This window comes from Pseudomonas nunensis (genome assembly GCF_024296925.1).
Taxonomy (GTDB): Bacteria; Pseudomonadota; Gammaproteobacteria; order Pseudomonadales; family Pseudomonadaceae; genus Aquipseudomonas; species Aquipseudomonas nunensis.
Map to the genome: position 1 here is coordinate 4,317,523 of NZ_CP101125.1, position 12,351 is coordinate 4,329,873.

Annotated in this window: 10 protein-coding genes; 1 reads left to right on the forward strand and 9 read right to left on the reverse strand. The window is 57.9% G+C overall.

Annotation, left to right across the window (positions count from 1 at the left end; genetic code table 11):
- Nucleotides 1-6: 6 nt before the first annotated feature.
- Nucleotides 7-264: a hypothetical protein gene (locus NK667_RS18825; RefSeq protein ID WP_054049624.1), complete on the forward strand. Its 258-nt coding sequence runs from the start codon at nucleotides 7-9 to the stop codon at nucleotides 262-264.
- A gap of 68 nt (nucleotides 265-332) precedes the next feature.
- Here the strand turns inward: NK667_RS18825 and NK667_RS18830 are convergent, their stop codons facing one another.
- The 9 genes from NK667_RS18830 to NK667_RS18870 all read right to left on the reverse strand — a co-directional run bounded on the left by NK667_RS18830 (nucleotide 333) and on the right by NK667_RS18870 (nucleotide 12,340).
- Nucleotides 333-734, reverse strand: coding sequence for an MAPEG family protein (locus NK667_RS18830; RefSeq protein WP_054049470.1), 402 nt, complete (start codon nucleotides 732-734; stop codon nucleotides 333-335).
- Nucleotides 734-1,471, reverse strand: a complete 738-nt coding sequence (locus tag NK667_RS18835; protein ID WP_054615724.1) for a DUF599 domain-containing protein — start codon at nucleotides 1,469-1,471, stop codon at nucleotides 734-736. The genes NK667_RS18830 and NK667_RS18835 overlap by 1 nt, the downstream gene beginning before the upstream one ends.
- Nucleotides 1,472-1,717: 246 nt before the next feature.
- Nucleotides 1,718-3,031 (reverse strand): branched-chain amino acid transport system II carrier protein, encoded by a 1,314-nt coding sequence (brnQ, locus tag NK667_RS18840; protein ID WP_054049466.1) that lies wholly within the window; start codon nucleotides 3,029-3,031, stop codon nucleotides 1,718-1,720.
- Nucleotides 3,032-3,494: 463 nt separating this feature from the next.
- The gene (sucD, locus tag NK667_RS18845) at nucleotides 3,495-4,376 is read right to left on the reverse strand and encodes a succinate--CoA ligase subunit alpha (RefSeq protein WP_008148605.1); all 882 of its coding nucleotides are present in this window, start codon (nucleotides 4,374-4,376) and stop codon (nucleotides 3,495-3,497) included.
- Nucleotides 4,376-5,542, reverse strand: a complete 1,167-nt coding sequence (gene sucC / locus NK667_RS18850) for an ADP-forming succinate--CoA ligase subunit beta (protein ID WP_008148602.1) — start codon at nucleotides 5,540-5,542, stop codon at nucleotides 4,376-4,378. Before sucC ends, sucD begins: the two co-directional genes overlap by 1 nt.
- A gap of 200 nt (nucleotides 5,543-5,742) precedes the next feature.
- Nucleotides 5,743-7,179: a dihydrolipoyl dehydrogenase gene (gene lpdA / locus NK667_RS18855; RefSeq protein WP_054049464.1), complete on the reverse strand. Its 1,437-nt coding sequence runs from the start codon at nucleotides 7,177-7,179 to the stop codon at nucleotides 5,743-5,745.
- Between the two features lie 98 nt (nucleotides 7,180-7,277).
- Nucleotides 7,278-8,501 (reverse strand): 2-oxoglutarate dehydrogenase complex dihydrolipoyllysine-residue succinyltransferase, encoded by a 1,224-nt coding sequence (odhB, locus tag NK667_RS18860; RefSeq protein WP_054049461.1) that lies wholly within the window; start codon nucleotides 8,499-8,501, stop codon nucleotides 7,278-7,280.
- Between the two features lie 42 nt (nucleotides 8,502-8,543).
- Nucleotides 8,544-11,375, reverse strand: coding sequence for a 2-oxoglutarate dehydrogenase E1 component (locus NK667_RS18865; protein ID WP_054615725.1), 2,832 nt, complete (start codon nucleotides 11,373-11,375; stop codon nucleotides 8,544-8,546).
- A gap of 260 nt (nucleotides 11,376-11,635) precedes the next feature.
- Entirely contained in the window at nucleotides 11,636-12,340 is a 705-nt protein-coding gene (locus tag NK667_RS18870) for a succinate dehydrogenase iron-sulfur subunit (protein ID WP_054049457.1), read from the reverse strand.
- Nucleotides 12,341-12,351 lie beyond the last annotated feature (11 nt).

The following is a 12,351-nucleotide window of genomic DNA, read 5'->3' on the forward strand; positions in this document are numbered from 1 at the left end:
CACCCCATGCGTAAGACTTTAGCTATTGCCTTGATGTTGACCGCTTCCCTCGGTCTCGCTGCCTGCGATAAAAAATCCGAGGACAAAGCTCAAGATGCCAACCAACATGCTGAGCAAGCTCAGCAAGACATGAACAAAGCTCAGGATAAAGTGAACGACGCTGCGAAAGAAAACGCCGAAGCTGCCAAAGCTCAGGCTGAATCGAACAAAGCCGCTGTTCAAGAGTCGGCTCCAGCCGCTCCTGCTGAAGCACCTAAAAACTAAAACAGTTTTTAGCGTGACAAAAGAAAACCCGCCATGTGCGGGTTTTCTTTTGCCTGTTAGTTGGTGATTTAGAGCAACACGGTTCTAAAAGTCGGACTAATCATCAGCAATAACGAGCAGACTAATCCGATCAACCACACCAGACTGCGCTGCCAGGCAAGATCCGCCCAATAACACAATAAATAGAGGATGCGCGTGATTACAAAGATGATCGCCAGCGAATCGATCAGCCACCCTGCCGTCTGCGTGGTGTGCGCCATCAACACCCCCACCGCAAATAATATGAACGCTTCAAAACAATTCTGATGGGCCGCCACGGCGCGGGCACCGAAGCCGGTCAGTTGCGCCTGTTGCTGGCGCGGCAAGTGGTTGTTGTAGCCACCCTGCTCTTTCATGGCCCTGGCCACGGGCATGCGGGCCACGTAGATCAGCAATGCACTGATAAACACACACCAGAACGGAATACTCATCAAGCGGCCTCTTTGTTGGCTTCGGGCAATGGCGCCTCTGTAGGGGTATAGACCATCACGTCGAGAACGTCGGAATGAAACTCCCGGCGATACAACACCAGCACGACGCCAGCACTCATCAACATGAACAACCAGGGGCTGACGAACCACGCGAGCATGGTCATGCCGAAGTAGTAGGAGCGCAGGCCGAAGTTGAACTGGTTGGCCGCCATCGAAATCACCCGCGCCGCCCTTGCCGCAAAGGCTTTGCGCTCCTGCTCGGAAACGTGTCGCTCACCGATCATCGGTGCCGAACCGACCAGGATTGCCGCGAAGTTGTACTGACGCATGCACCAACTAAAGGTGAAGAACGCATAGACAAACACCAGCGCCAGGCACAGCAACTTGATCTCCGACATGCCCTGGGACGCCTGCTGCACCATGGGAATATCCGCGAGCAACGACACCGCCCGTTCAGATGCGCCGAGCACCGTGAGAATGCCTGCCAGGATAATCAGCGTGCTGGAGGCGAAGAACGAGGCGTTGCGCTCCAGGTTGCCGATTACGCTGGCGTCGGCGATGCGGTTGTCCCGCAGCAGCATGCGGCGCATCCAGTCTTCGCGGTACAGGTGCAGCACGCTGGCCAGGCACGCGGTGTCGCGGCCCTTCCACGTCGCATAACGGGTGTAACCGCCCCAGCAGATGACGAACCAGAGCGCGGCGATGAAGTGGATCAAGTTGGCGTGGATGAACGACATGCAGGTCCTTGTGAGACGTTGGTGGAGTCTGTAGGAGCGAGGCTTGCCCGCGAAGGCGGTATCACATGCGATGCATCCGTCGACTGACACACCGCCTTCGCGGGCAAGCCTCGCTCCTACAAGGTAGTGATTCGACGTTAGCCCGCGGAAAAAGACACTGCCTCATCCCCATAAAAAATGCCCCGTATCGATTGATACGGGGCATTTCTGTTTAACCGACTGCCCGCTTGTGACGGGCGATCAGGTTTACGCCAGGGCTTCGTCGCGCTTGCCCAGCATACGGTCGCACGCGGCGGCGACGACCAGGGTCATCACCGACGGCACCAGCCACGCCAGGCCTTGCTCGCTCAGCGGCAGGTGCGACAGCTGCGTCGGCATCCAGTCCGCCAGGCCGGCCCCCTTGAGCGCGTCGATCAGGCCGAAGATGAACGACACCAGCATCACCGGGCCGACAATGCGGCTCTGCTCACGCCAGAAGTCCTTGCAGAAGCTCAGCGCCACCAGTGCGATGCACGGCGGATAGATCGCGGTCAGCACCGGGATCGAGAACGCGATCAGCTTGGTCAGGCCCAGGTTGGACACAAACAGCGAGAACACGGCCAGGATGATCACCAGTGTCTTGTAGGACAGTGGCAACACGCGGCTGAAGTATTCGGCGCAGGCGCAGGTCAGGCCGACCGCCGTCACCAGACAGGCCAACGAGATCAGCACCGCGAGGAAACCGCTGCCCAGCGAACCGAAGGTGTGTTGCACGTAGGCATGCAGGACGGCCGCGCCGTTTGCAGCGCCGGCGGCCACTTCATGGCTGCCCGAACCGAGACGGAACAGGCTGACATACACCAGCGCCAGACCGACGCCGGCAATCATCCCGGCAATGATCGCGTAACGGGTGATCAGTGCAGGCGATTCGACGCCACGGGAGCGGATCGCATTAACGATAACGATGCCGAACACCAGCGCGCCCAGGGTATCCATGGTCAGGTAACCATTGATGAAGCCTTGGGAGAACGGTGCCGCCACGTATTCCGGGGTGGCCACGCCGATATCACCGGCCGGCAAGGCGAACGCGGCGATGCCGAGCACGGCCAGGGCGATGATCTTCAGCGGCGCGAGGAAACGTCCTACGGTATCCAGCAGACGGCCCGGATACAGCGAGATGAAGAATACCAGCAGGAAGTACACCGAGCTGTAGAGGAACAGCGCCAGCGGGCTCTCGCCGGTCAACGGCGCCAGGCCCACTTCGAAGGACACGGTGGCAGTGCGCGGCGTCGCGAACAACGGGCCGACGGCCAGGTAGCACGCAGCGGCCAACAGACCACCGGCGACTTTACCGATCGGGCTGCTCAAGGCATCCATGGCACCGCCGACCTTGGCCAGCGCGACCACGGTGATCACTGGCAAACCGACCGCCGTGATCAGGAAACCCAGCGCCGCCATCCAGACATGAGGCCCGGACTGCAAACCGACGATAGGCGGGAAGATGATGTTGCCAGCCCCGACAAACAGGGCGAATGTCATAAAACCAAGTGCCAGGATGTCCTGGCCTTTCAACACTTTCATTAAGGAAATACCACACTACTGAATCGGAATTTAGAGAGGGATTTCCCTGTTGGGTGAGGGAAATGCTGTCGATCCGTATAGGACCAACCCGTTTAGCGCGTAGCGGCCTTGTGGGCTGCGGACGCAAAAATGGCTGCTAGCCTAACGAATTTGCCCGACGAACGCACTGTTAGAGGGCGAACTATCCGATACGCGACATTTCTGTGTCGCGTTTACATATCTAATTTACCTGCCCAGCCCCTTGTGGCGAGGGAGCTTGCTCCCGCTCGACTGCGAAGCAGTCGTAAAACCATGACACACGGTGTACCTGACGCACCGCGACCGCCCGTCTTGGGGCCGCTTCGCAGCCTAGCGGGAGCAAGCTCCCTCGCCACAAAGGCTCTGCGATATCTCAAATCCCGGAAACGACAAAGGCCACCCGAAGGTGGCCTTTGTTTGGTGAAGCGTCAGCTAAGCGCGAGGCTTACTTGATCGCCCAACCGGTCAGCTCGGACAAAGCCTTGCCGATGTCTGCCAGCGAACGCACGGTTTTAACGCCTGCGTCTTCCAGGGCAGCAAACTTCTCGTCTGCAGTGCCTTTGCCGCCAGAGATGATTGCGCCAGCATGGCCCATGCGCTTGCCCGCAGGGGCAGTCACACCAGCGATGTAGGAAACAACCGGCTTGGTCACGTGTGCCTTGATGTAGGCAGCCGCTTCTTCTTCAGCCGAACCGCCGATCTCGCCGATCATAACGATCGCTTCGGTCTTCGGGTCTTCCTGGAACAGCTTCAGGATGTCGATGAAGTTCGAACCCGGGATCGGGTCACCGCCGATGCCGACGCAAGTCGACTGACCGAAACCGGCGTCAGTAGTTTGCTTCACAGCTTCGTAGGTCAGGGTGCCGGAACGGGAAACGATACCGACCTTGCCTGGCAAGTGAATGTGACCTGGCATGATGCCGATCTTGCATTCGCCCGGAGTGATCACGCCTGGGCAGTTAGGACCGATCAGGACTACGCCCAGTTCGTCGCACTTGACCTTGGCATCCAGCATATCCAGGGTAGGAATGCCTTCAGTGATGCAAACGATCAGCTTGATGCCGCCGAATGCTGCCTCCAGGATGGAGTCTTTGCAGAAAGGAGCTGGAACGTAGATAACGCTGGCGGTGGCGCCAGTGGCAGCTACAGCATCTTTCACGGTGTTGAACACTGGCAGACCCAGGTGCTCGGTGCCGCCTTTACCAGGAGTAACGCCACCAACCATCTTGGTGCCGTATTCGATGGCTTGCTGGGTGTGGAAACTACCTTGCGAACCGGTAATACCCTGGCAGATAACTTTGGTGTCTTTATTGATCAGGACGCTCATTATTTGCCCTCCGCAGCTTTGACAACTTGTTGAGCAGCGTCGGTCAGGCTGGTAGCAGCGATGATGTTCAAACCGCTTTCTGCCAGTACTTTAGCGCCCAGCTCAGCGTTGTTGCCTTCAAGGCGAACAACAACCGGGATTTTCACGCCGACTTCTTTCACTGCACCGATGATGCCTTCGGCAATCATGTCGCAACGAACGATGCCGCCGAAGATGTTGACCAGTACTGCAGCGACGTTAGTGTCGGACAGGATGATCTTGAACGCTTCGGTAACGCGTTCTTTGGTAGCACCGCCGCCCACGTCGAGGAAGTTGGCTGGTTTGCCGCCATGCAGGTTGACGATGTCCATGGTACCCATGGCCAGGCCAGCACCGTTGACCATGCAACCGATGTTGCCTTCCAGTGCTACGTAGTTCAGTTCGAACTTGGCAGCGTGCGCTTCGCGCGGATCGTCTTGCGACGGATCGTGGAAAGTCTTCAGCTTAGGCTGACGGTACATGGCGTTGGCGTCGATGTTGATCTTGGCGTCGAGGCAATGCAGATCGCCGTCAGCCTTGATCACCAGCGGGTTCACTTCCAGCAGAGCCAGGTCGTGATCCTTGAACAGCTTGGCCAGACCTACGAAGATCTTGGCGAACTGAGCAACTTGCTTGCCTTCCAGACCCAGCTGGAATGCCAGCTCGCGACCCTGGAATGGCTGAGCGCCAACCAGTGGATCGATAGTGGCTTTCAGGATTTTTTCTGGAGTGTCGTGAGCGATTTTCTCGATGTCCACGCCACCTTCGGTGGAAGCCATGAACACGATGCGACGGCTCGAACGGTCAACGACAGCGCCCAGGTACAGCTCTTTAGCGATATCAGTGCACGATTCAACCAGGATCTTGGTGACTGGCTGACCATTGGCATCAGTCTGGTAAGTCACCAGACGCTTGCCCAACCACTGTTGAGCGAATGCTTTGGCGTCTTCTTTGCTGCGAACCAGCTTAACGCCGCCCGCTTTACCGCGACCACCTGCGTGAACCTGGGCTTTGACAACCCATTCGGTCCCGCCGATTTTGTCGCACGCTTCTGCTGCTGCTTCCGGGGTGTCTACGGCGAAACCCTGGGATACTGGCAGGCCGTATTCAGCGAACAGCTGCTTACCCTGATACTCGTGAAGATTCATGCTTATTACCGTCTTCGTTAGGTACTGCGCATTCGGTGCTGCACTTATTCAAGTGCCGCACCACCTGTGACTGCTGCTTGCGTAGGTGTTCCGGATAACCGGTGAGACTACGCAAGGCTGCGTCCGGCGGACATTCCGCGGTGAGTCTTGCACGCAAGGCTCACGACGGGCCTTCCGCCGTGGTTTCTTATTGTCTTGTCTTAACGCTTCTTGCGGTTGGCGATGTGAATGGCGCCGCCATTCACTGCCAGAGCAGCTTCGTGCAAGGCTTCGGACAGGGTCGGATGGGAGAAAACCATCATGCCCAGGTCTTCGGCACTGGTGCCGAATTCCATACCGATTGCGCCCTGCTGAACCAGTTCTGCAGCGCTCGGGCCAATCACGTGGACGCCCAGTACGCGGTCAGTCTTGGCATCAGCAATGACTTTCACGAAACCGCCGGTGTCGTTGGCTGCCATGGCACGGCCACTGGCTGCGAACGGGAAAGTGCCGACGTTAACTTCAACGCCTTCAGCTTTCAAGGTTTGCTCGGTTTTACCGACCCACGCGATTTCCGGGTGAGTATAAATAACAGACGGGATCAGGTCATAGTTGATCTGGGCTTTGTGGCCCTTGATGCGTTCTACAACCATGATGCCTTCTTCGGACGCCTTGTGCGCCAGCATCATGCCGCGAACCACGTCACCGATTGCGTAAACGCCCGGAACGCTGGTAGCGCACTGGTCGTCAACGAAAACGAAACCACGTTCGTCGATGTTCACACCGCTGTCAGCTGCCAGCAGCTCGGTGGTCACTGGACGGCGACCAACGGCAACAATCAGCTTGTCGAACGTGATGTTCTGTTCGCCATTGGCATCGGTGTAGTTCACAACGACTTCGTCGCCGTTCACTTTGGAACCGGTGACGCGAGCGCCCAGCTTGATGTCCAGACCTTGTTTGGTCAGGGTCTTGAAGGCTTCTTTCGAAACGGCTTCGTCAGCGGCTGGCAGGAACTTCTCCAGCGCTTCCAGAACCACGACCTCGGAGCCCAGACGGGACCAGACCGAACCCAGTTCCAGACCGATCACGCCAGCGCCGATCACGCCCAGACGCTTAGGTACGGTTTGGAATTCCAGCGCGCCGGTCGAATCGACGATCACGTTCTGGTCAACCGGAGCCGGTGGAATGTCGATCGGACGCGAACCGGAAGCCAGGATCACGTTCTCGGCTTCGATGATTTCGACGGTGCCGTCTGGCTTGGTCAGTTCGACTTTCTTGCCGGCCAGCAGTTTGCCGTGGCCTTGCAGGGAAGTAACGCCGTTAGCCTTGAACAGGGTAGCAACGCCAGAGGTCAGGCCTTTGACGATGTTGGCTTTACGGCCAACCATTGCTGCCACGTCCATGGTCACGCCAGCGTGATTGATACCGTGGATCGCGAAGCCTTCTTTGGCTTCCTTGTATTTCCAGGAGCTGTCCAGCAGCGCCTTGGATGGAATGCAGCCGACGTTCAGGCAAGTACCGCCCAGAGCCAGTTTGCCTTCCTTGTCGGTGTATTTCTCGATGCAGGCAGTGCTGAGACCCAGTTGCGCTGCTTTGATGGCAGCCACGTAGCCGCCAGGGCCCGCACCGATCACTACTACGTCAAATTTCTGCGACATTCAAAAAATCCTCTTTTGGCAACAAGCTTGAAGCCGCAAGCCTCAAGCCAAGCTGCAATTGCTTGCAGCTTGAAGCTTGAAACCTGCAGCCGCTTCTATCAGATATCCAGCAGCAAACGAGCCGGGTCTTCCAGCAGGTTCTTGATGGTAACCAGGAAGGTCACAGCTTCTTTGCCATCGATCAGACGGTGATCGTAGGACAGAGCCAGGTACATCATCGGACGGATAACGACCTGACCGTTGATCGCCATAGGACGCTGCAGAATGTTGTGCATGCCCAGGATGGCCGCTTGCGGCGGGTTGACGATCGGGGTCGACATCATCGAACCGAAGGTACCACCGTTGGTGATGGTGAACGTACCACCGGTCATTTCGTCCATCGACAGCTTGCCGTCACGCGCCTTTTTGCCGAAAGCAGCAATGCCGCCTTCGATTTCAGCCAGGCTCATCAGTTCGGCGTTACGCAGGACCGGTACAACCAGGCCGCGGTCGCTGGAAACAGCCACGCCGACGTCGGCATAACCGTGGTAAACGATGTCAGCACCGTCGATCGACGCGTTGACAGCCGGGAAGCGTTTCAGCGCTTCGGTGGCAGCCTTGACGAAGAACGACATGAAGCCCAGGCGTACGCCGTTGTGGGACTTCTCGAACAGGTCCTTGTACTTCGAACGCAGGGCCATGACTTCGGTCATGTCGACTTCGTTGAAAGTAGTCAGCATCGCCATGTTCGACTGAGCTTCTACCAGACGCTTGGCAACGGTGGCCCGCACGCGGGTCATCGGTACGCGCTTCTCGATGCGGTCGCCAGCAGCGAACACAGGAGCAGCGGCGGCCGGAGCAGCAGCCTTGGCAGGTGCGGCAGCCGGTGCGGCTTTCTTGGCAGCAACAGCGGCTACGACGTCTTCCTTGGTCACACGACCGCCTTTGCCGGTGCCGGCAACGGAAGCGATGTTGATGCCGTTTTCTTCAGCCAGTTTGCGAGCAGCCGGTGCAGCAACAGGATCGTCTTCGCCTTCGGCAGCCGGGGCAGCAGCTTGTGCAGCGGCCGGAGCAGCGGCAGCAGCTGGAGCGGCAGCAGCAGCGCCGCCCTCTTCGATCGAGCCCAGGACTTCGTCGGACAGAACGGTGTCGCCTTCGTTCTTGACGATTGCGCCCAGCACGCCGTCGGCGGTAGCCAACACTTCCAGTACCACTTTGTCGGTTTCGATATCGACGATCAGGTCATCACGCTTGACGGCGTCGCCTGGTTTTTTGTGCCAGGTGGCAACGGTGCCATCGGCAACCGATTCCGGGAAAGTGGGGGCTTTGATTTCGATAGCCATTATCTGTGGGTCCTTAAATTCGGTTTCAGGTGCGCGAAGGCGTTAAACAGTAAAGGCGTCTTGCAACAGTTTTTCCTGCTGCTCAGCGTGCATCGATGCATAACCACAAGCAGGTGCAGCAGAAGCATCACGGCCGGCGTACTCGAGAACGAGTGCCTTGTTGTGATTGCCAATAATGCGGCGCATGTGGTGTTGGCTGCAGTACCAGGCACCCTGGTTCATCGGCTCTTCCTGACACCAAACGATATGTTTGAGGTTGGTGTACGGAGCCAGGACTTCGTTCAAGTCGTCCTCAGGGAATGGGTACAGCTGCTCGATACGCACGATGGCGATGTCATCACGACCTTCGGCACGGCGTTTTTCCAGCAGGTCGTAGTAGACCTTGCCGCTACACAGAACAATGCGCTCGACCTTTTTCGGGTCTTGAACATCGATTTCCGGGATAACGGTCTGGAACGAACCTTCGGCCAGATCTTCCAGGGTCGAAACGGCCAGTTTGTGACGCAGCAGCGACTTCGGTGTCAGCACGATCAACGGCTTGCGCAGCGGGCGAATCACCTGACGACGCAGCAAGTGGTAGATCTGGGCCGGTGTAGTCGGCACGGCAACCTGAATGTTGTGCTCGGCGCACAGCTGCAGGTAACGCTCCAGACGAGCCGAAGAGTGCTCCGGACCCTGACCTTCATAACCGTGCGGCAGCAGCATGGTCAGACCGCAAAGACGGCCCCACTTGTGCTCGCCACTGGTGATGAACTGGTCGATAACCACCTGGGCACCGTTGGCGAAATCGCCGAACTGGGCTTCCCAGATCACCAGCGCCTCAGGCGTGGTGGTCGAGTAACCGTATTCGAACGCCAGTACGGCTTCTTCGGACAGGAACGAATCGAACAGGTCGAAACGTGGCTGGCCCTTGTACAGGTTCTGCAACGGGATGTAGCTGCCCGCGTCTTTCTGGTTGTGCAAGACAGCGTGACGGTGCGAGAACGTACCGCGACCGATGTCCTGACCCGTCATGCGGATCGGGTGACCTTCGAACGCCAGGGTCGCGTACGCCATGGTTTCGGCGTAACCCCAGTTGATCGGCAGGCCGCCGACTTGCATTTTCTGACGGTCTTCGTAGATTTTCGAAACCTGGCGTTGAACCACGAAGCCTTCTGGAATTTCCAGCAGCTTGGCGGACAGTTCCTGCAAGGTTTTCAAGTCGAAACGCGTGTCGTGACGTGCAGTCCAGGCGTGGCCCAGGTACGGACGCCAGTCCACGAACAACTCTTTGTTCGGCTCTTTGACCAGGCTTTTCACAACATGCAGACCGTTGTCCAGCGCGTTGCGGTATTCGTCGATCTTGGCCTGTACACGCGCATCATCCACCACACCGGACTGAGTCAGGCGTTCGGCGTACAGCTCACGGGTGGTGCGCTGCTTGGTGATTTGCTGGTACATCAGAGGCTGGGTGCCGCTTGGCTCGTCAGCTTCGTTGTGGCCGCGACGACGGTAGCAGACCAGGTCGATTACCACGTCACGTTTGAACTGCATGCGGTAGTCAATGGCCAACTGGGTCACGAACAATACGGCTTCCGGATCATCACCATTCACATGGAGGATCGGCGCCTGGATCATTTTCGCGACGTCGGTTGCGTACTCGGTGGAACGCGAGTCCAGCGGGTTGCTGATGGTGAAACCAACCTGGTTGTTGATCACGATGTGCACGGTGCCGCCGGTTTTGAAACCGCGGGTCTGCGACATCTGGAAGGTTTCCATCACCACGCCCTGACCGGCGAATGCCGCGTCACCGTGGATGGAGATCGGCAAAACCTTCTCGCCGGTAGGGTCGTTACGACGATCCTGACGGGCGCGAACCGAACCCTCGACCACTGGAGAAACGATTTCCAGGTGGGACGGGTTGAAGGCCATGGCCAGGTGAACTTCACCGCCGGCGGTCATGACGTTGGACGAGAAGCCCTGGTGATATTTAACGTCACCGGAACCCAGCTCGACCTTCTTCTTGCCTTCGAACTCGTCGAACAGCTCGCGCGGGTTCTTGCCGAAGGTGTTGACCAGCACGTTGAGACGGCCACGGTGGGCCATGCCGATCACGATTTCCTTGGTGCCGTAGGAACCGGAACGCTGGATCAGCTCATCGAGCATCGGAATCAGGCTCTCGCCGCCTTCCAGACCGAAACGCTTGGTACCCGGGTATTTGGTGCCCAGGTATTTTTCCAGACCTTCGCCCGCAGTAACACGTTCGAGCAGGTGGCTCTTGATGTCGGCGGAGTACGTCGGACGGCCGCGCACGCTTTCCAGACGCTGCTGGAACCACTGGCGCTGCTCGGAATCGGTGATGTGCGTGAATTCAGCGCCGATGGTGCGGCAATATGTCTGCTGCAACGCTTCGTGAATTTCGCGTAGGCTCGCCTCCTCTTTGCCGATGAACAGGTCGCCGGCACGGAAGGTCGTATCAAGATCGGCATTGGTCAAGCCGTAATGATTGATCGACAGGTCTGCAGGTGCAGGACGCTGCCACAGCCCCAGCGGGTCAAGCTGGGCTGCCTGGTGGCCACGCATACGGTAGGCCTGGATCAATCGCAGCACTTCAACTTGCTTCTTCTCGTGCTCACTGCTCACGCTGCCGGCGGAAACCGGTTGTGCGCGGCGCTGGTTCTTTGCCAGCAAGACGAAATGATCGCGAATTGTGGAGTGCGAAACATCGGTGGCAGTGTTGCCGTCAGCAGGCAACTTCTGAAAGTAGGTGCGCCACTCTTCTGGCACAGCGTTAGGGTCGTGCAGGTAGAGCTCATAGAGCTCTTCCACATAGGCAGCGTTACTACCGGATAGGTAGGCGCTGTTCCACATGCGCTGCATCACGCTTTCTTGCATGCTTGGTCACCCTCGGTTAGGGGAACACCACCGGCGTCGACACCGAGCAAACTTGCAGAAGTCCGAATGCAGCGACTAAAACAAGCCACTTAGGATCACGCTGATAGTCCGGGTACCAGCCCGGATGCCCCTGCTTGTCTCATTTCTTCAAAATACGAGCGGCAGCTTTATGGGCTACTGCTCAGGTTAAAACTACGGCGCCGGTTGAAGCCTGCGCCGTAGCATCTACGGGTACAGCGGTCCTGCAATTACAGCCTGAATCACACGCCGCTTTGCAGCAGCATGTTACGTACGTGTCCGATGGCCTTAGTCGGGTTCAGGCCTTTCGGGCAGACGTTGACGCAGTTCATGATCCCGCGGCAGCGGAATACGCTGAACGGGTCATCCAGCGAAGACAGACGCTCGGCAGTCTTGGTGTCACGGCTGTCTGCCAGGAAGCGGTACGCTTGCAGCAGGGCAGCTGGACCCAGGAACTTGTCCGGGTTCCACCAGAAGGACGGGCAAGAGGTCGAGCAGCAAGCGCACAGGATGCACTCGTACAGACCGTCGAGCTTTTCACGCTCTTCAGGGGACTGCAGACGCTCGATGGCCGGAGCCGGCGTGTCGTTCTGCAGGAATGGCTTCACCTTCTCGTATTGCTTGTAGAAGATGCTCATATCGACGACCAGGTCACGGATAACCGGCAAACCTGGCAGAGGACGAACGATCAGCTTGTTACCTTTTACGACAGCGGACAGCGGCGTGACGCATGCCAGGCCGTTTTTGCCGTTGATGTTCATGCCGTCGGAACCGCAAACGCCTTCACGGCAAGAGCGACGATAGGAGAAACCTTCGTCCTGCTCTTTGATCAGGGCCAGCACGTCCAGCACCATCAGGTCTTTACCACCGGTATCGACCTGGAATTCCTGCATGAACGGCGCGGCGTCCTGATCAGGGTTGTAGCGATAAACACTGACTTTCAACATGGCAGCCACCC

What these genes read in the sequence shown, in the direction of transcription:
- NK667_RS18825 (WP_054049624.1), top strand. Translation starts at nt 7, where the DNA reads ATGCGTAAGACTTTAGCTATTGCCTTGATGTTGACCGCTTCCCTCGGT.
- NK667_RS18830 (WP_054049470.1), bottom strand. Translation starts at nt 734, where the DNA reads ATGAGTATTCCGTTCTGGTGTGTGTTTATCAGTGCATTGCTGATCTAC.
- NK667_RS18835 (WP_054615724.1), bottom strand. Translation starts at nt 1,471, where the DNA reads ATGTCGTTCATCCACGCCAACTTGATCCACTTCATCGCCGCGCTCTGG.
- brnQ (WP_054049466.1), bottom strand. Translation starts at nt 3,031, where the DNA reads ATGAAAGTGTTGAAAGGCCAGGACATCCTGGCACTTGGTTTTATGACA.
- sucD (WP_008148605.1), bottom strand. Translation starts at nt 4,376, where the DNA reads ATGAGCGTCCTGATCAATAAAGACACCAAAGTTATCTGCCAGGGTATT.
- sucC (WP_008148602.1), bottom strand. Translation starts at nt 5,542, where the DNA reads ATGAATCTTCACGAGTATCAGGGTAAGCAGCTGTTCGCTGAATACGGC.
- lpdA (WP_054049464.1), bottom strand. Translation starts at nt 7,179, where the DNA reads ATGTCGCAGAAATTTGACGTAGTAGTGATCGGTGCGGGCCCTGGCGGC.
- odhB (WP_054049461.1), bottom strand. Translation starts at nt 8,501, where the DNA reads ATGGCTATCGAAATCAAAGCCCCCACTTTCCCGGAATCGGTTGCCGAT.
- NK667_RS18865 (WP_054615725.1), bottom strand. Translation starts at nt 11,375, where the DNA reads ATGCAAGAAAGCGTGATGCAGCGCATGTGGAACAGCGCCTACCTATCC.
- NK667_RS18870 (WP_054049457.1), bottom strand. Translation starts at nt 12,340, where the DNA reads ATGTTGAAAGTCAGTGTTTATCGCTACAACCCTGATCAGGACGCCGCG.